We start from the raw sequence: 21,641 nt of genomic DNA on the forward strand, positions 1-21,641 counted from the left end.
CCGACGCTCCTGTCACACGGCCACCCCCGACAGGACGGGAGCGTCCTCGCCGAAGAGCCGCGCGTGCAGGTGTGCGACGAGCAGCGCCGGCGTCGGGTGGTCGAAGACCAGCCCGGTCGGGAGCTTGGCCCCGATCAACTCGCCGATCCTGTTGCGCAGTTCGAGCGCCGTGAGCGAGTCGAAGCCGACCTCGAAGAGACCCTGGTCGGCGTCGATCCGCTGATTCGCCCCGTAGCCGAGAACGACCGCCACCTGGGCGCGTACGAGATCCAGGAGGGTCGCCGCCCGCTCGGCCGGGGACAGTCCCACGAGCCGCTCGGCGAGCCTGCGGCGTTCGTCGCCCGACACGACCGGCCGGGCCGCTCTCCGCTGAGCCCCGACCAGTCCGCGCAGGAGCGCGGGCGTCTCCCGGCCCGCGGCGGCGTCGGCCCGCAGAGCGCGCAGGTCCAGCTTGGCCGGGACGAGCAGGGAACGGTCGCTGTGCAGGGCCGCGTCGAACAGCTCCATGCCCTCCGCAGGGGTCATGGACCGCAGTCCACCGCGTCGGTTCAGCCTGCTCCGGGCGAGGTCGTCGGTGTTCGCCGCCATACCCGAGGTCTGCTCCCACACACCCCAGGCGAGGGACAGGGCCGGCAGGCCGTCGGCGCGGCGCCTGGCCATCAGCCCGTCCATGTAGGCGTTGGCGGCGGCGTAACTGCCCGTACCCGCACCCAGGAACACCGCCGAGACGGACGAGTACACGATGAACGCGTCCAGATCCGGGACGAGTTCACGGGTCAGCTCGTCCAGCAGGCGGGTCGCCGTCACCTTCGCGGCGAACACCCGCTCCAGACGTTCCCGGTCGATGTCACCGATCACTCCGGCGTCGAAGAGACCCGCGGCGTGGACGACGCCGGTGAGGCGGTGCTCGACCCCGGCGAGCCGGGCGAGGAGGACGGACAGCGCCTCCGGATCGGTCACGTCACACGCCGGGACATCGACCGACTCCGCACCCAACGACCGCAGTTCGGCTACGAGGTCACGGGCACCCTCCGCCTCCGGACCACGCCGGCTGGTCAACACGAGACGACGGATGCCGTACTCGGTGACCAGATGCCGGGCAAGGACCGCACCCAGAGAACCCGTACCACCGGTCACCAGGACCGTACCCTCCGGATCCAGCACTCCGCGGCCGGACAAAGCTGCCGACGCCGACACATCGGCCCGAGCGAGCCGGGGGAGGTGGATCCCCGCACCCCGCAGCGCGACCTGAGGCTCACCGAGCGCCAGGACAGCACCCAACTGCGCCCCGATGAAGGAGAGTTCGACAGGTTCTGCCACTGCTGCCACTGCTGCGGCTTCGCCGACTTCGTTGACTTCGTTGACTTCGTTGACTTCGTTGACTTCGACAGCTTCAGCGGCTTCGGCGTCCAGAAGGACGATCCGTCCCGGGTTCTCCGCCTGCGCGGCCCGCACCAGGCCCCACACGGCGGCACCGGCCGGGTCGATGACGGTCGCGTCGCCGCCCGCCGCGACGGCGCCCCGGGTCACCACCACCAGCTTGGTGTCTTCGAGGCCGCCACCCGCCAGCCAGGTCTGGACGACCTCCAGGACCCGGTCGGTCAGATCCAGTGGGCTGTCGTCCACGCCCTCGGTGACGGCCGTCAGGACCACCGCCTCGGGCGCCTCGGCCGCCCCGGTCAGGACGTCGTCGGCGAGCGTCGCCACCTCCTCGGCGTCGGACAGCCGCACCCAGGACGGCATCGGCGCCTCCACGCTCCGGGGCGCCTGCGGCCAGTCGACCGCGAACAGCGAACCACCGCCGCTCCCGGCCGTCGCGCCCAACTGGGCGGCCGTCACCGGGCGGAAGACCAGCGACCGCGCCGTCAGGACCGGTGCGCCCGTCTCGTCGAAGGCCTCCAGGGCCAGCGAGTCGGCCGTCGGCCGTACGACGCGGATCCGGAGTGTGGCGGCGCCGGCGGCGTGCAGTGTCAGTCCGTTCCACGCGAACGGCAGCATCGTGCGCTCGTCGTCGGCGGCCAGGAATGCCTTGGCGTGCAGGGCGGCATCCAGCAGGGCCGGGTGGATGCCGAAGCCGACGGCGCTCGTCCGGTCCTCCTCCGGCAGGGCGATCTCGGCGAAGACCTCGTCACCGCGCCGCCATGCCGCGCGCAGACCGCGGAAGACCGGCCCGTACACGTAGTCGTGGGCGAGGAGCCCCGCGTAGAAGTCCTCGGGTTCGATCCCGACCGGTTCGGCGCCGGGCGGCGGCCACGCGGTGCCGTCGAAGCCGGGGGCGGCAACGGCGGCGGTCGCCGTGAGGGTGCCGGTGGCGTGGCGGGTCCAGGGCTCGCCGGTGGCGTCCTCGGGGGTCGAGTAGACGGCGACGGTGCGGGCTCCGGTCTCGTCCGGTCCCCCGACGCTGATCTGGACGCGGACACCGCCCTGCTCGGGCAGGACGAGGGGCGCCTCGATGACCAGTTCGTCGAGTGTGCCGCAGCCGACCTCGTCACCCGCGCGAACAGCCAGTTCCACCAGCCCGGTACCGGGCATGAGCACGGTGTCGCCCACGGCGTGGTCGGCCAGCCAGGGATGGGTACGCAGCGACAAACGGGAGGTGCAGAGCACCCCACCGGTCTCCGGCACCTCGACGAACGCGCCGATCATGGGGTGATCGGTGCCGGTCAGACCGAGCGAGGCGACATCGCCGCCCGCGCCGGGGCCGCCTGCCGGGAGCCAGTAGTGCTGGTGGTCGAAGGCGTACGTCGGGAGGTCGAGGTGCGAAGCACCCGCAACCGGCAGTATGCCCGCCCAGTCGACGGAGCCGCCGTGGACGAAGACTTCGGCGGTAGCGGTGAGGAGGGTCTGCGCTTCGGGACGGCCGTCCCGCAGAGCGGCGACACAGGCCGCCCGTTCGCCGGCCGATTCGGCCACGACACTCGACAAGGCCGCGCCCGGGCCCAGTTCAACGAAGACGACGTCTCCGTCACCGGCTGCGGCCGTGACACCGTCGGCGAAACGCACCGGACGGCGGACATGGTCCACCCAGTACTGCGGGTCGGTGAGCTGCCCCGGCCCGGCAAGCCGCCCGGTCACGTTGGACACCACCGGGAACTCCGGCTCCGACCAAGACACTTGAGACAAGGTGTGCGCGAACTCGTCGAGCATCGGCTCCATCAGAACCGAGTGGAAGGCGTGCGAGACGCTCAGCCGCTTGGTCTTGCGACCCTGCTCCCCGAGCTTCCCCGCCACCGCCAGTACCGCATCCTCGACACCCGAAAGGACAACGGACGCAGGGCCGTTGACTGCCGCCAGGCCCACACCCTCGCCCAGCAGCCCGGCAACCTCCGCCTCCGACGCCGCCACCGCGACCATCGCGCCACCCGACGGGAGCGCCTCCATCAACCGGCCCCGCGCGGCCACCACCACCGCCGCATCCGCCAGCGACAACACCCCAGCCACATGCGCTGCGGTGATTTCACCGATGGAGTGGCCCATCACCGCATCCGGCTTCACACCCCACGACTCCACCAGCCGGAACAGTGCCGTCTCCACAGCGAACAACCCCGCCTGCGTAAACACCGTCCGACTCAAATCACCGGCCTCACCCAGGACGACGTCCCTGACCGAATACTCCACCCAGCCCGACAACTGCCCGTCCAGCGCCGCACACGCCGCATCGAACGCCTCCGCGAACACCGGATAGCGCGCATACAACTCACGGCCCATGCCGACCCGCTGAGAACCCTGACCCGGAAACACCAGCACGACTTTCGACGCCTCGGACGACGGAGCACCGGCCGTCACCACCCGCGCAGCCGACTCTCCCCGCGCCAGTGCGCCGAACCCCGCCAACGCCTCCTCCCGCGAACCGGCCACCACCACCGCACGCTCCGACAACACCGCCCGCTGAGCGACCAACGCACCCGCCACGTCCGCCAGAGGAACCTCCTGGCCACCGAGGAACGCCAGCAGCCGCTCCGCCTGACCTGCCAGAGCGCCCGCGCTACGCGCGGACACCACCAACGGCACCGCTCCGTCGACGACATCCACCGTCGGCTCCGGCTCAGGTGTCGGCTCAGACGCCTCTTCCAGTTCCGGCGCCTGCTCCAGGATCACGTGCGCATTGGTGCCGCTCAGGCCGAAGGAGGACACCGCCGCCCGGCGAGGCCGCTCGACCTCCGGCCAGGCGCGGGCCTCGGTGAGCAGTTCGACGGCGCCGGCCGTCCAGTCGACCTGCGCGGAGGGCGCGTCCACGTGGAGGGTCGCGGGCATGACGCCGTGCCGCAGCGCCTGCACGGTCTTGATCACGCCGGAGACACCGGCGGCTGCCTGGGCGTGGCCGATGTTCGACTTCAGCGAGCCCAGCCAGAGCGGCTGGTCGGCGGGTCGGCCGCGCCCATAGGTGGCGAGCAGGGCCTGTGCCTCGATGGGATCGCCGAGTACGGTGCCGGTGCCGTGGCCCTCGACCAGGTCGACGTCGGCCGTCGACAGGCCGGCCGCCGCGAGGGCCTTGCGGATGACGCGCTGCTGGGAGGGGCCGTTGGGGGCGGTGAGGCCGTTGGACGCGCCGTCCTGGTTGACCGCGCTGCCGCGCAGCACGGCCAGGACGGGGTGGCCGTTGCGGCGCGCCTCCGACAGACGCTCCAGTACGACCACGCCGGCGCCCTCGGCCCAGCCGGTGCCGTCGGCGGCGTCCGCGTACGACTTGCAGCGGCCGTCGGACGCGAGCGCTCGCTGCCGGGAGAACTCCATGAACATGCTCGGGCTCGACATCACGGTCGAACCGCCGGCCAGGGCGAGCGAGCACTCGCCCTGACGTAGCGCCTGGGCGGCGAGGTGGAGGGCGACGAGGGAGGACGAGCAGGCCGTGTCGACGGTCACCGCGGGCCCCTCGAACCCGAACGAGTACGAGATGCGGCCTGACGCCACGCTCGCTCCGGTGCCGGTCAGCGCGAAGCCGCCCAGTTCCGCGGGCACGTTGCCGCCCGCGTAGTAGTCGACGCCCATGATGCCGTTGAACACGCCGACGTCCGCGTCCTTGAGCGTGCCCGGGTCGATGCCCGCCCGTTCCATGGCCTCCCACGACGTCTCCAGCAACAGCCGCTGCTGCGGGTCCATCGCCGTGGCCTCGCGCGGGGATATCCCGAAGAACGCGGGGTCGAAGTGCCCGGCCTCGTACAGGAAGCCGCCCTGGTCGACGTACGAGGTCCCCTCGTGCTCGGGATCGCTGTCGAAGAGCTTGTCCAGACCCCATCCGCGGTCGTTCGGGAAGCCGGACACCCCGTCCCGGCCCTCGGTGACCAGCCGCCACAGGTCCTCGGGGCTCGCGACCCCGCCGGGCAGGCGGCAGGCCATGCCGACGATCGCCACCGGATCGTCCGGATCGTGCGCGACCGCCGAGGCCGGCGTCACCGGACCCGCCGCGGTCAGTGCGGCTCCCGTCCCGTCCAACTCACTGTCCAGGAAACGTGCCAGGGCAAGCGGGGTGGGGTAGTCGAAGACGACCGTGGCGGGGAGGCTGAGGCCGGTGGCCTCGCGCAGGCGGTTGCGCAGCTCGACCGAGGTGAGCGAGTCGAAGCCGGCGTCCTTGAACGCCCGTTCCGCCACTACCTTCGCCGCACCCGCGTGCCCGAGCACGGCGGCGACACGGGTACGGACGAGGTCCAGAAGCAGCGCCTTCCGCTCGGCGGGCGCAAGCCCGGCCAGCCGTGCGGCGAGCCCGCTGCCGCCGTCCTGCGCGGCCCCGCGCGCCGCCTGCCGACGAGCCGGCCGCACCAGGTCGCGCAGCAGCGGCGGCACCCCGGCGCCGGCCGTGGCGGCAGCGCGCAGGGCGTGCAGGTCCAGCTTGGCCGGGACGAGCAGGGAACGGTCGCTGTGCAGGGCGGCATCGAACAGCGCCAGGCCCTCGTCCGCCGACAGGGGCTCCACACCGCCGCGCCGGTTCATCCGACTCCGGGCCAGCTCGTCCAGTTCGGCGCCCATGCCGGAGGACTGCTCCCACGGTCCCCACGCGAGGGACAGGGCCGACAGACCGTCGGCTCGACGCCTGGCCATCAGGCCGTCCATGAAGGCGTTGGCAGCCGCATAACTGCCCGTTCCCGCGCCCAGGAAGACAGCGGAGACGGAGGAGTAGACGACGAACGCGTCGAGATCCGGGACGAGTTCGCGCGTCAGCTCGTCCAACTGCTGAAGGGCGGTGACCTTCGGCGCGAACACGCGGGCCATCCGCTCAGGAGTGATGTCGCCGATCACCCCGCCGTCGAAGACGCCCGCGGCGTGGACGACCGCAGTGAGCCGGTGCTCGGACGCGGAGAGTTCGGTGAGGAGAGCAGCCAGGGCCTCCGGGTGGGTCACGTCACACGCCGGGACATCGACCGACTCCGCACCCAGGGCTCGCAGTTCGGCCACGAGGTCGCGGGCGCCGTCCGCCTCCAGGCCGCGCCGACTGGTCAGCACGAGGCGGCGGATGCCGTACCGGGTGACCAGGTGACGGGCCAGCACCGCACCGAGAGACCCCGTGCCGCCGGTCACCAGGACGGTGCCTTCCGGGTCCAGAACCGTGCGAGCGGGTGCGGACACCGACACGTCGGCCACAGCGAGCCGGGGGACGAGCAGTTGGCTACCACGGACTGCGAGCTGGGGTTCGGCCGTATGCAGTACGGTGCTCAACTCGCCATCGGAGAGGGGTAATCCGGTGTCGATGAGTACGATCCGGTCAGGGTTCTCCGCCTGCGCGGCCCGGACCAGGCCCCACACGGCCGAGCCTGCGGGGTCAGTGAGCGCCGCGTCACCGCCGGCGTCGACGGCGCCCCGGGTGCGTACGACGAGGCGCGAGGCGTCGTCGGCCGTCTCGTCGGCCAACCAGGTCTGAACGGCCTCCAGTACGCGGCTGGTGAGTGCGTAGGGAGTCTCGGCGTGAGCGTCGGTGTCACCGGCGGTGACGGCCTCGACGACGGTGAACTGCGGCAGGGCGGACGGCATCCCGGCCTCCGGGGCCGGAGCCGGCGCCGGGGCGGGCAGTTCGGTCCACTCGACCGTGAACAGGGAGTCACTGCCCGGTGCGGTGCCGGCCGCGGCCTCCAACTGCTCGGCGGAGATGGCCCGGGAGACCAGGGAGTCCAGCCTGAGGACGAGACCACCCGCGTCGTCGACCGCCTCCAAGTCCATGGTGTCCGGCGCGAGTTGTACGACCCGTGTCCGGATGGAGGAAGCTCCGGCGGCGTGCAGCGCCAGACCTTTCCAGGCAAACGGAAGCCGTACGACGGGCTCGTCGGCCGCCGTGTCGTCCGGGACCCGGCCGCGGAGGGCGGCGGCCGCGTTGAGCATGCTGGAGTGCAGGGCGGCGTCCAGCAGTCCCGGGTGGATGCCGAACCGGGCCGCGTTGTCGCGCAGTTCCTCCGGCAGAGCGACCTCGGCGAAGACCTCGTCGCCGCGCCGCCATACAGCGCGTACGCACTGGAACGACTCCCCATAGGCGTAGCCCGCGCGCGCGAGCAGGTCGTAGCCGCCGTTGATGTCCATCGGCTGGGCCCCGGGCGGCGGCCAGGCGGCGAAGTCGAACTTCGCAGCGGGCGCGGCAAGCGTCGTCGGCGCCAGCATTCCGGACGCGTGCCGGGTCCATGCACCGGCTCCGTCGGCCTCGGCGTCCTCGCGGGCGGAGTACACCTCGACGGTACGGGCGCCGTTCTCGTCGGGGCCGCCGACGGCGACCTGGACACGGACACCGCCCTGGGCGGGGACGACGAGGGGCGCCTCGATGACCAGTTCGTCGAGTGTGCCGCAGCCGACCTCGTCACCGGCCCGAACCGCTAGCTCCACCAGTCCGGTACCGGGGACCAGGACGACCCCGCCGACGGCATGGTCCGCGAGCCAGGCGTGCGTACGCAGGGAGAGACGAGAAGTGAAGACCAGACCGTCCGACTGCGGAAGCCGCACCACCGCACCGAGCATCGGGTGATCGGCCTTGCCCTGGCCGAGCGAGGAGACATCGGTGGCAGGAGTAGCGGGGAGCCAGTAGTGCTGGTGGTCGAAGGCGTACGTCGGAAGGTCGACCCGGACGGTCCCGGCACCGGCCGGAAGGACCCCACTCCAGTCGACCGCCCCACCGTGCACGAAGACCTCGGCCGTCGCGGTGAGGAGGGTCTGCGCCTCCGGACGCCCGTCCCGAAGAGCCGCGACGCAGGTCGCCCGTTCGCCGGCCGATTCGGCCACCACACTCGACAAGGCCGCGCCCGGGCCGAGTTCAACGAAGACGACATCTCCGTCACCGGCCGCGGCCGTGACACCGTCGGCGAAACGCACCGGACGGCGGACATGGTCCACCCAGTACTGCGGGTCGGTGAGCTGCCCCGGCCCGGCAAACCGCCCGGTCACGTTGGACACCACCGGGAACTCCGGCTCCAACCACGACACTTGAGACAAGGTGCGCGCGAACTCGTCGAGCATCGGCTCCATCAGAACCGAATGGAAAGCGTGCGAGACAGTCAGCCGCTTCGTCTTACGACCCTGTTCCGCGAGCTTCCCCGCCACCCGCAGTACCGCGTCCTCGACACCCGAAAGCACCACCGACGCGGGGCCGTTGACCGCCGCCAGACCAACGCCCTCACCCAACAGCCCGGCGACTTCCGCCTCCGACGCCGCCACCGCCACCATCGCGCCACCCGACGGGAGCGCCTCCATCAACCGGCCCCGCGCCGCCACCACCACCGCAGCATCCGCCAGCGACAACACCCCAGCCACATGCGCCGCCACGATTTCGCCGATGGAGTGGCCCATCACCGCATCCGGCCTGAGCCCCCACGACTCCACCAGCCGAAACAGTGCCGTCTCCACAGCGAACAACCCCGCCTGCGTAAACACCGTCCGACTCAAATCACCCGCTTCGCCAAGGACGACATCCCGGACCGGATACTCCACCCACCCTGACAACTGCCCATCCAGCGCCGCACACGCCGCATCGAACGCCTCCGCGAACACCGGATACCGGCCATACAACTCACGGCCCATCCCCACCCGCTGCGAACCCTGACCCGGAAACACCACCACCGTACGAACCGAGCCGCCGGCACTCCCCCTGACCACAACAGGACTCAACTCACCCCGCGCCAGCGCACCCAGCCCGGCCAACGCCTCCCCACGCGACCCGGCAACCACCACCGCACGCTCCGACAACACCGCCCGCTGAGCGACCAACGCACCCGCCACGTCCGGCAGATACACGCTGTCCGACGATTCGAGCAGGGAGGCGAGGCGCTCGGCCTGTCCGGACAGTGATTCCGCGGAGGCCGCCGAGATCACCAGGGGCACGGCGCCCTCACTCTTTGCGGGCTCTGCCGGTTCCGTCTCGGGTTCCGGTGCCTGCTCCAGGATCACGTGCGCGTTCGTCCCGCTCACGCCGAAGCCCGAGACACCCGCCCGACGCGGCCGGTCCGCCTCCGGCCAGTCACGTGCCTCGGCCAACACCTTCACGGCGCCCGCCGACCAGTCCACCTGCGAGGACGGGGCATCGACATGCAGGGTGGGCGGCATGACTCCGTGCCGCAGCGCCAGCACCATCTTGATCACACCGGAAACACCCGCAGCCGCCTGCGTGTGACCGACGTTGGACTTCAACGAACCCAGCCACAAAGGCCGTTCGGCAGACCGGTCCTGACCGTAGGTCGCCAGCAGCGCCTGTGCCTCGATCGGATCGCCGAGCACCGTGCCGGTGCCATGCCCCTCGACCACGTCCACGTCCGATGTCGACAGACCGGCGTTGGCGAGCGCCTTGCGGATGACGCGTTGCTGCGAAGGCCCGTTGGGCGCTGTCAGGCCGTTGGACGCACCGTCCTGGTTGACCGCCGAGCCACGGACGACCGCCAGCACCTTGTGGCCCTTGCTCCGGGCCTCGGACAGTCGTTCCAGGACGACGACACCGGCGCCCTCGGCCCAGCCCGTACCGTCGGCCGCATCCGCGTACGACTTGCACCGGCCGTCGGAGGCGAGCCCGCGCTGCCGCGAGAAGTCGATGAAGAGACCGGGAGTGGCCATCACGGTCGCGCCGCCGGCCAGCGCCATCGAGCACTCCCCGCGGCGCAGCGCCTGGACGGCGAGGTGGATGGCGACCAGGGACGACGAGCAGGCGGTGTCGAGCGTGACCGCGGGGCCTTCAAAGCCGAAAACGTAGGAGACCCGGCCCGAGGCCACACTGGCCGCCGCTCCGGTGCCGGTGAACCCCTCCAGTTCGGGGGGCACGTTGCCACCCGCGAAGTAGTCGACGCCCATGATGCCGCTGAAGACGCCGACGTCCGTGCCCTTCAGGGTCTCGGGGTCGATCCCGGCACGTTCCAGGGCCTCCCAGGAGGTCTCCAGGAGCAGTCGCTGCTGGGGGTCCATCGCAAGGGCCTCACGCGGCGAGATCCCGAAGAGGCCGCCATCGAACAGGCCCGCCCCGTGCAGGAACCCGCCCTGGTCGACGTACGACGTGCCGGTCTTCTCGGGGTCCGCGTCGAACAGGCCGTCCAGGTCCCAGCCGCGGTCGGCCGGGAAGCCGGACACACCGTCGCGGCCCTCGGTGACCAGGCGCCACAGGTCCTCGGGGCTCGCCACTCCGCCCGGCAGACGGCAGGCCATGCCCACGATCGCGATCGGTTCCCGTGAGGCATTGACGAGTTGGCGGTTGCGCTTCTTCAGCGAGCCGACCTCTTCGAGCGACTTCCGCAGCGCCTCGACGACCTTCTCATATGAAGTACTCACTCAGCTGTCCTCATCAGTAGGTACCGCATCAGTCTTCGAGGTCCTCGTCGCTGTCACCGAGCGCCAGTTGCACGAGGTCGTCGACGTCCAGACCGGCGAGCGTCCCCGGTCCGTCGGTCTCGTCCGGCTGCCCGGCACCGGGCGCGGCGGTGTCGAGAGCGGCCAGCTCGACCAGGGCGTCCAGCAGTCCGGCCTCCCGGATCCGAGCCAGCGGGAGGGAGACCAAGACGTGCCGCAGCCGCTCTTCGTCGATCTCCGTTCCGCTCTTCGCGCCGTCCGGGAGGAGTTGGGCGTGTACGTGGCGGGCCAGTGCGAGCGGGGTCGGGTAGTCGAAGACCGCCGTCGCGGCCAGGTTGAGGCCGGTGGCCTCGCGGAGGCGGTTCCGGAGCTCGACCGAGGTGAGCGAGTCGAAGCCGGCGTCCTTGAACCGCGTACCGGCCACGACCCCCTCCGGACCGCTGTGCCCCAACACCGTCGCCACCTGGGTGCGAAGGAGGTCGAGAAGCGCGGCCTCCTGCTCGGCCCGCGCGCGCCCGGCCAGCCGGCGGCGCAGGGCGTCACCGTTGTCACCGGACGCGGCTCGCACCACCTGGCGGGTGCCCCGGACCAGGCCCCGCAGCAGGGGTGGCACACCGCCGCCCGTCGCCGACTCGGCGCGGACGGCCCGCAGGTCCAGGTCGATCGGCACGAACAGCGCTCGGTCTCCGCTCAGTGCCGCATCGAAGAGGGCGAGACCCTCCTTCGCCCGGAGCGGCACGATGCCGCCGCGCCGGTTGGTACGGGTGCGCTGGGCCGCCTCGGTTCCCGCGGTCATTCCGGCGGTCTGCTCCCACGGGCCCCAGGCGAGTGAGGTGCCCGGCAGGCCCGCCGCCCGGCGCCGGTGGGCGATTGCGTCCAGGTAGGCATTCGCCGCCGCGTAGTTGCCCTGACCCGCCGACCCGAACAGACCCGACGCGGAAGAGAACACCGCGAACACCGACAGGTCCAAGCCACGGGTCAGCTCATCCAGATGACGTACAGCCGCCACCTTCGGCCCGAACACAAACGCCAACCGTTCCGGCGTCAGCGCACCGATCACACCGTCGTCCAACACACCAGCCGTGTGCACAACCCCGGTCAGTGGGTGCTGCACCGACACAGAATCCAGGAGCGCGGCCACCGCATCACGGTCGGCGACGTCACACGCCGCCACCCGCACCGACTCGGCACCCAACTCCCGCAACTCGGCGACCAGTTCCCCCGCGCCCTCGGCCTCCGGACCACGCCGACTCGCCAACACCAGATGACGAGCGCCGTGCTCGGACACCAGATGACGGGCCACCAACCCACCCAACGAACCCGTACCACCCGTCACCAACACCGTGCCCCCGACAACCGGAGCAAGACCCCCCACCGACTCAACAACCGCGGCACGCACCAGACGCGGCACGGACAACACCGAACCGCGGACCGCGAGTTGCGGCTCACCGCTGGCCAGCGCCACGCCCAAGTCGCCCTCGAAGGAGCTGTTTTCGGTGTCGAGGAGGACGATCCGATCGGGGTTCTCGGCCTGGGCCGTGCGGATGAGACCCCAGACGGCGGCGCCGGCCGGGTCGGTGACGTCACCGTCGCCGCCGGCCGGCACCGCGCCCTGAGTGACCACCACCAACTTGCCGCTCTCGAAGGCCGGGGCCACCAACCAGGCCTGGAGTACGCCGAGCACGCGGGCCGTGAGCCCGAGTGCGTCGTCGTCCTCCGAAGCGACCGCTCGTACGACCACTGCCGACGGTGCTTCGTCGCGGGCGCCCAGTGCCGCCACGTCGGTGGCAGTGTCGACCGGTGCCCAGGACGGCACCGGCGCGACCGTACGCGTGGGCGCGGCGGGCAACTCGGTCCACTCCACACCGAACAGGGCGTCGTCACCCGCCACACCGGCCGCCGCCTCCAGCTGCTCGGCGGAGACCTCCCGGAACACGAGTGAGTCCGTGGTCAGGACGAGACCGCCGGTCTCGTCGGCCGCCTGCAACGACACCGCGTCCGGCCCGGACGGTGCCACCCGCACCCGCAACGCCGAAGCACCGGTGGCATGCAGCGCCAGGCCGTTCCAGGCGAACGGCAGCACGGTCCGGGACCGGTCCACTCCGCCAGGGGCGTCGACCGGCTGGACGAACCCGTTGGAGTGCAGTGCGGCGTCCAGCAGGGCGGGGTGGATGCCGAACCTGGTGGCGCTGTCGCGCTGGTCCTCCGGCAGGGCGATCTCGGCGAAGACCTCCTCGCCACGCCGCCACACCGCACGCAGGCCCTGGAACGCCGGGCCGTACGTGTAGCCCACCCGGATCAGACCCGCGTAGAAGTCGTCGACGTCCACCTCGACTCGCTCGGCGCCGGGCGGCGGCCAGGCAGTGAAGTCGACCGTTGCCGCGCGCACGGCAGCCTCCCGCACCAGCCGGCCGGTAGCGTGACGGATCCACACGTCGGCGCCGCTGCCCTCCGTGCCCTCGTCACGGGTCGAGTAGATGTCGACGGCGCGGGCGCCGTTCTCGTCGGGGCCTCCGACGGCGACCTGAACGCGGACACCGCCCTGGGCGGGGACGACGAGGGGCGCCTCGATGACCAGTTCGTCGAGTGTGCCGCAGCCGACCTCGTCGCCGGCCCGTACCGCCAGCTCCACCAGTCCGGTACCGGGGACGAGGACGACCCCGCCGACAGCGTGGTCCGCGAGCCAGGCGTGCGTACGCAGGGAGAGACGAGAAGTGAAGACCAGGCCGTCCGACTGCGGAAGCCTCACCACCGCACCAAGCATCGGATGCGCTGTACCGGCGAGGCCGAGCGCGACGGCGTCGACCGCGGGAGCGGTCTGCAACCAGTAGTGCTGGTGGTCGAAGGCATACGTCGGCAGGTCGAGGAGCGAAGCACCCGCAACCGGCAGCATGCCCGCCCAGTCGACCGACCCGCCGCGAACAAAGACCTCCGCCGTCGCCGTGAGGAGGGTCTGCGCCTCGGGACGCCCGTCCCGCAGAGCGGCGACACAGGCCGCCCGTTCGCCGGCCGATTCGGCCACCACACTCGACAAGGCCGCGCCCGGGCCGAGTTCAACGAAGACGACATCTCCGTCACCGGCTGCGGCCGTGACACCGTCGGCGAAACGCACCGGACGGCGGACATGATCGACCCAGTACTGCGGGTCGGTGAGCTGCCCCGGCCCGGCAAGCCGCCCCGTCACGTTGGACACCACCGGGAACTCCGGCTCCGACCAAGACACTTGAGACAAGACGTTCGCGAACTCGTCGAGCATCGGCTCCATCAAAACCGAGTGGAAGGCGTGCGAGACGCCCAGCCGCTTCGTCTTACGACCCTGCTCCCCGAGCTTCCCCACCACCGCCAGTACCGCATCCTCGACACCCGAAAGGACAACGGACTCAGGGCCGTTGACCGCCGCCAGACCCACGCCCTCACCCAACAGCCCGGCAACCTCCGCCTCCGACACGGCTACCGCGACCATCGCGCCACCCGACGGGAGCGCCTCCATCAACCGGCCCCGCGCGGCCACCACCACCGCCGCATCCGCCAGCGACAACACCCCAGCCACATGCGCTGCGGTGATTTCACCGATGGAGTGGCCCATCACCGCATCCGGCTTCACACCCCACGACTCCACCAGCCGGAACAGTGCCGTCTCCACAGCGAACAACCCCGCCTGCGTAAACACCGTCCGACTCAAATCACCCGCTTCGCCAAGGACGACGTCCCTGACCGGATGCTCCACCCAGCCCGACAACTGCCCGTCCAGCGCCTCACACGCCGCATCGAACGCCTCCGCGAACACCGGATACCGGCCATACAACTCACGACCCATGCCGACCCGCTGCGAACCCTGCCCCGGAAACACCACCACCGTACGAACAGCCGAAACCCCGTTACCCGTCACCAACCCCGCAGCCGACTCCCCCCGCGCCAGCGCACCGAACCCCGCCAACGCCTCCTCCCGCGAACCGGCCACCACCACCGCACGCTCCGACAACACCGCCCGCTGAGCGACCAACGCACCCGCCACAGCGCCCAACGACACCTCCTCGCCCAACTCCACGAAGGACGCGAGCCGTTCAGCCTGCCCCGCCAGCGCACCGGCGCTCCGCGCCGACACCACCAACGGCACCGCACCGCCGACGACATCCACCGTCGGCTCCGGCTCAGGTGTCGGCTCAGGCTCCGGTGCCTGCTCCAGGATCACGTGCGCGTTCGTCCCGCTCACGCCGAAGCCCGAGACACCCACGCGGCGCGGCCGGTCCAACTCCGGCCAGTCCCGCGGCTCCGCCAGGAGTTCCACCGCACCCGTCGACCAGTCCACCTGCGACGACGGGGCGTCGACATGCAGGGTGGGCGGCATCACGCCGTGCCGCAGCGCCTCCACCATCTTGATGACGCCCGCGACACCGGCCGCCATCTGTGTGTGGCCGATGTTCGACTTCAACGAACCCAGCCAGAGCGGACGCTCCGGATCGCGATCCCGCCCGTACGTGGCCAGCAGCGCCTGCGCCTCGATCGGGTCGCCCAGGACCGTGCCGGTGCCGTGTCCCTCGACCACGTCCACGTCCGACGTCGACAGACCGGCGTTGGCGAGCGCCTTGCGGATCACCCGCTGCTGCGACAGACCGTTGGGCGCGGTCAGGCCGTTGGAAGCACCGTCCTGGTTCACCGCGGAACCCCGTACGACCGCCAGCACCCGGTGCCCGTTCCTGCGCGCCTCCGACAGACGCTCCAGTACGACCACGCCCGCGCCCTCGGCCCAGCCCGTACCGTCCGCCGCGTCCGCGTACGACTTGCACCGGCCGTCGACCGCCAGACCCCGCTGCCGCGAGAACTCCACGAACGTCCCCGGCGTCGCCATCACCGTCGCGCCGCCGGCCAGGGCGAGCGAGCACTCACCCTGCCGTAGCGACTGGGCAGCCATGTGCACCGCGACGAGCGAGGACGAGCAGGCCGTGTCCACGGTCACCGCAGGGCCCTGCAGACCGAGCACGTACGACACGCGGCCGGAGGCGACGCTGCCCATGCCGCCGGTGCCGGTGAAGCCCTCCAGTTCGGCGGGCACGGCGCCGCCCGCCCCGTACGCCTGGCCCATGACACCGAAGAAGACACCGGCGTCCGTGCCCTTGAGTGAGTCCGGGGCGATCCCGGCCCGCTCCAGCGCCTCCCACGATCCTTCGAGAAGCAGCCGCTGCTGGGGGTCCATCGCGAGGGCCTCACGCGGCGAGATCCCGAAGAATCCCGCGTCGAACAGGCCCGCGTCGTACAGGAACCCACCCTGGCTCACGTACGACGTACCGGCCTGGTCCGGGTCCGAATCGAACAAGCCCTCGACATCCCAGCCACGATCGTCCGGGAAGCCGGACATCGCGTCCCGGCCCTCGATGACCAGCCGCCACAAGTCCTGCGGGCTCGCCACACCGCCCGGCAGGCGGCACGCCATACCCACGATCGCGATCGGCTCGTCGGGGTCGGCGAGCGGGCCCGGGACCGGTTCGCCGGCGGCCGGCGCCGCGCCGGTCGCCTCAGCCAGCTCGCCGTGCAGGAAGCGGGCGAAGGCGAGCGGGGTGGGATGGTCGAAGACGACCGTGGCGGTCAGCTTGAGGCCGGTCGCCTCGCGCAGGCGGTTGCGCAGCTCGACCGAGGTGAGCGAGTCGAAGCCGGAGTCGCGGAACGCGCTCTCGGTCCGGACGCTCTCGGGCCCCGGATGTCCGAGCACGGTCGCCGCCTGCGAACGGACGAGTTGCAGCAGCAGCGCCTCCTGCTCGTCGGGCGCGAGCCCGACTAGCCGGGCGGCGAACCCTCCACCGCTCTCCCCTGCCGCCGCCCGTGCCTGCCGTCGGCCGATGTGCACCAGGCCGCGCAGCAACGTCGGGACACCACGACCCGCCGCCGCGTCGGCGCGCAACGCCCGCAGGTCCAGCTTGGCCGGAACGAGCAGGGCGTCGCCGGTGCGCAGTGCCGCGTCGAAGAGCTCCATGCCCTCGGCGGGGGTCATCGGCAGTACGCCGCCTCGCCGGTTCATCCGGCTTCGGGTGAGGTCGTCCATGCCGGCCGCCATACCGCCGGCGGTCTGCTCCCAGAGCCCCCAGGCCAGCGAGGTGGCGGGCAGGCCCACCGCCCGGCGCTGGTGGGCGATTGCGTCGAGATAGGCGTTGGCCGCCGCGTAACTGCCGGTGCCCGCGCCGAGGAAGACGGACGAGACGGAGGAGAAGACGACGAACACCTTGAGTTCCGGGGCGAGTTCGCGGGTCAGCTCGTCCAGGTGCCGGACGGCCGTCACCTTCGGTGCGAAGACCTCCGCCACCCGGGCCGGGTCGAGCGTGCCGATCACACCGGCGTCCGCGATACCCGCGGTGTGCACGACGGCGGTCAGCGGGTGCTCGGCCGGGATCACCTCGATGAGCGCCGCCAGCGCGTCCCGGTCGGTGACGTCGCAGGACTCCACCATGACGTCGGCCGCGCCGAGTCCGCTCAGCTCGGCGACCAACTCGTCCGCTCCGGCGGCGGCGCGGCCTCGGCGGCTGACGAGCAGCAGGTGCCGTACGCCGTGGTTCACGACGAGGTGTCGGGCCAGGATGCCGGCCAGCGAGCCGGTACCGCCGGTGATCAGGACGGTGCCGTCCGGGTCCAGGTCCGCCGGCGCCTGCGTCCGCCCCGCGGCGGTGGCGCGGGCGAGCCGCGGGATCGAGAGGGCCCCGCCGCGCACGGCCACCTCGGGTTCTCCTGAGCCGAGCACCGCACCGATCACGGAGTCGAGGCCGGCAGGCAGGCCCACGGTGGCGTCGCCGTGGTGATCCGGATCGCGGGCGAGGTCGGCGGCCCGGATCTCCGGATCCAGGTCGAGCAGGACGATCCGGTCGGGGTTCTCGGTCTGCGCGGCACGGATCAGGCCCCAGACAGCGCCGCCGGCGGGATCCGTGACCGCGCCCTCGGGCCCGGCGCCCACCGCGCCCCGGGTCGCCACGACCAGCGTGACCGCGTCGAGGCCCGGAGCGGCCAGCCAGGTCTGCACGGCCGCGAGGACCCGGTTGGTCACATCCACCGGAGTGTCGTCGGCCACTGTGACGGCCCTCAGCAGCACGGCGGTCGGCAGTTCGCCGCCTGCCGCCACCGCCTCGGCCAGGGCCGTCACCTCGCCCGCGCTGGACACCGCGGCCCAGGACGTGGTCTCGGCCAACGTGCCCTTGTTGCCGGGCAGTTGTGTCCACTCGACGCGGAACAGCGCGTCGTCGGCCGGAGAACCCGCACCGGCCGACACCTGCTCGGGGGTCAGCGACCGCAACTCCACCGCGTCCGCCGTCAGGACCGGACCACCGGCCTGGTCGACCGCCTCGAACGACAGGGTCCCCTGTCCCTTGGGCACGATCCGCGCCCTCAGCACGGTCGCGCCGACCGCGTGCAGCCCCAGCCCGTGCCAGACAAGAGGCTGCCGGAGACCGCCGTCGCCCGCGTCCCCGCCGACGGTCACGGCCTCCAGGAGTGCCGGATGCAGTACGGCGTCCAGCAGTGCGGGATGCACACCGAACCGGCCCGCTTCCTCACGCTCCTCATCCGGTACGGCGAACTCGGCGAAGGTCTCCTCGCCGCGCCGCCACAGCGCCCGTACGCCCTGGAACACCGGGCCGTACGCGTAGCCGTGGCCTGCCAGATCGGAGTAGAACTCGTCCGTCTCGACGCGTCGGGCGCCGGGGGGCGGCCAGGCGGTGAAGTCGAAGCCGGGGGCGGGAGCGGCGGTCGCCGTGAGGGTGCCGGTTGCGTGGCGCGTCCAGGTGTCGGTACCGGTGTCGCCGGTGGTGTCCTCACGGGTCGAGTAGACGGCGACGGTACGGGTTCCGGTCTCGTCCGGTCCCCCGACGGTGACCTGGACGCGGACACCGCCCTGCTCGGGCAGCACGAGCGGCACCTCGACGACCAGTTCGTCCAGCGTGCCGCAGCCGACCTCGTCACCGGCCCGGAGAGCCAGCTCCACCAAGGCCGCGGCGGGCACGAGGACGGTGTCGCCCACGGCATGGTCGGCGAGCCAGGGGTGTGTTCGGAGTGACAGGCGGGAGGTGCAGAGCACACCGCCGGTCTCCGGCACCGCCACGACTCCCCCGATCAGCGGGTGGTCGGTACCCGCCAGGCCCAGAGAGGCGGCGTCACCGGCCGGACCGAGCCTGAGCCAGTAGTGCTGGTGGTCGAAGGCATACGTCGGCAGGTCGAGGTGACCGGCGTCCGCGCCGTCCGGGAGGACGCCGGTCCAGTCGACGGGCACGCCCCGCACGAACAGTTCGGCCATCGAAGTGAACAGACGGCGGGAACCGCCCTCGTCACGGCGCAGGGAACCGGTCACGACGGCATCGGCGTCCGCCTGATCGACGATCTCGCTGACCGGCTGGACCAGGACGGGGTGCGCGCTGGACTCCACGAACACCGTGTGACCCTCGCTCAGGAGACTGGCGATCGCGGGGCCGAAGCGGACCTGACTGCGCAGGTTGCGGTACCAGTAACCACCGTCGAGGATCCCGGCCTCGCGGACCCACTCACCGGTCACCGTCGAGTAGAAGGGAATCAGCGGCGCCTGCGCACGAATGTCCGCGAAGGCGGTGGCCAACGTCTCCTCGATCGCCTCCACATGCCGGGTGTGGGAGGCGTAGTCCACCGCCACCCGACGCACCCGCACACCATCCGCCGCCAGGACACCGAGGGCCTCGTCGAGGGCCTCGGCATCACCGGCGATGACGACGGACGCCGGACCGTTGACCGCCGCCAGCTCAACCCGGCCCGCCCAGCGTTCCAGCCGCCCGACGACCCCTTCCTCCGGAAGTGCCACCGAGGCCATGCCCCCACGACCCGCCAGACTCCCGGCGATCACCTGACTGCGCACCGCCATGATGCGGGCCGCGTCCTCCAACGACAACGCACCCGACACACACGCGGCAGCGATCTCCCCCTGTGAGTGACCCAGCACCGCATCCGGCACCACACCCACCGACGCCCACACCGCAGCCAGACCCACCATCACCGCGAAACTCGCCGGCTGCACCACATCGACGCGCTCAAGGAGTTCAGCCGGAGCGTCACCCCGCAGCACATCCACGAGCGACCAGTCGACCCAACGCTCAAGCACCGCAGCGCACTCGGCGATACGCGACGCGAACACCGGCGAGGAATCCAGGAGTTCACGGCCCATGCCGACCCACTGCGAACCCTGCCCCGGGAACACCAACACCGTCCGACCAGCAGCCACCGCACTGCCGACGACCACACCAGGCACGGACTCCCCCCGCGCCAGCGCACGCAACCCCGCCAACGCCTCCCCACGCGAACCAGCCGCCACCACCGCCCGCTCGGACAGCACCGCCCGCCGCGAAGCGAGCGCTGTCGCGAGCTGCGGCAGCGACTCCTCACCCGCCTCCACAAAAGACACGAGCCGCTCCGCCTGACCCACCAACGCACCGGCACTCTTCGCCGACACGACCAGCGGCACCACACCATCGGTCACCGGAGCGTCAACCACCTCCGGCTCCCCGGCCGGAGGCTCCTCCAGCACCAGGTGCGCATTCGTCCCGCTGACACCGAAAGACGACACCGCCGCCCGACGCGGCCGACCCGTGACCGGCCACTCCCGCGCCTCCGTCAACAGCTCGACCGCACCCTCAGACCAGTCCACCTGCGACGACGGAGCGTCGACATGCAGGGTGGGCGGCATGACTCCGTGCCGCAGCGCCAGCACCATCTTGATCACACCGGAAACACCCGCAGCCGCCTGCGTATGACCGACGTTCGACTTCAACGAACCCAGCCACAACGGCCGTCCAGGCTCACGCTCCTGACCGTAGGTCGCCAGCAGAGCCTGCGCCTCGATCGGATCACCCAGCACCGTGCCCGTGCCATGACCCTCGACCACGTCCACGTCCGACGTCGACAGACCCGCGTCGGCGAGCGCCTTGCGGATCACCCGCTGCTGAGAGGGCCCGTTCGGGGCCGTCAGGCCGTTCGACGCACCGTCCTGATTCACCGCCGAGCCACGGACGACCGCCAGCACCCGGTGGCCGTTGCGGCGGGCCTCCGACAGGCGCTCCAGGACGACCATGCCCGCGCCCTCGGCCCACCCGGTACCGTCCGCCGCATCCGCGTACGACTTGCAGCGGCCGTCGGCGGCAAGGGCGCGCTGGCGCGAGAACTCCATGAACATGCCTGGACCGGCCATCACGGTCGCGCCGCCGGCCAGCGCCATCGAGCACTCCCCGCGGCGCAGCGCCTGCACGGCCAGGTGCATGGCGACGAGTGAGGACGAGCAGGCCGTGTCGACAGTGACGGCCGGGCCCTCGAAGCCGAACACGTACGAGATGCGGCCCGAGGCCACGCTTCCGGTGGTACCGGTTCCGGTGAAGCCTTCCAGTTCGGGCGGGATCGGACCGCCAGTGGCGTAGCCCTCGTTGATGACACCGACGAAGACGCCGACGTCCGCCCCCTTGAGTCCGGTTGCGTCGACGCCCGCTCGTTCCATGGCCTCCCACGAGGTCTCCAGGAGCAGCCGCTGCTGCGGGTCCATCGCCACCGCCTCGCGCGGCGAGATCCCGAAGAAGCCCGCGTCGAAGAGCCCGGCCTCGTGCAGGAACCCGCCGCGGGTCACGTACGACTTGCCGCTCTGCTCGGGGTCCTCGTCGAACAGGCTCTCCAGGTCCCAGCCGCGGTCGGTGGGGAAGCCGGAGACCCCGTCCTGGCCCTCGGTGGCCAGTCGCCACAGGTCCTCGGGGCCGGCGACCCCGCCCGGAAGCCGGCACGCCATTCCGACGATCGCGATCGGCTCCGACTTCTCGGCCTCAAGTTCCAGTACACGCTGCTGGGAGCGGCGTGCCTCGGCGAGGACGCGCTTGAGATAGTCGCGAAGCTTGCTTTCATCCGCCATTGAGGTTCGGCTCCTAGAGGCT

General features: G+C 71.6%; 1 protein-coding gene and 1 pseudogene. Both read right to left on the reverse strand.

Annotation, left to right across the window (positions count from 1 at the left end; translation table 11 throughout):
- Nucleotides 1-12: 12 nt before the first annotated feature.
- A pseudogene (locus OG407_RS01270) lies at nucleotides 13-10,701 on the reverse strand (type I polyketide synthase); the annotation flags it as partial.
- Nucleotides 10,702-10,744: 43 nt separating this feature from the next.
- The gene (locus OG407_RS01275; RefSeq protein ID WP_405854122.1) at nucleotides 10,745-21,619 is read right to left on the reverse strand and encodes a type I polyketide synthase; all 10,875 of its coding nucleotides are present in this window, start codon (nucleotides 21,617-21,619) and stop codon (nucleotides 10,745-10,747) included.
- Between the last annotated feature and the right edge of the window lie 22 nt (nucleotides 21,620-21,641).

The sequence above is a fragment of the Streptomyces sp. NBC_01515 genome, from assembly GCF_045040345.1.
Classification (GTDB): Bacteria; Actinomycetota; Actinomycetes; order Streptomycetales; family Streptomycetaceae; genus Streptomyces.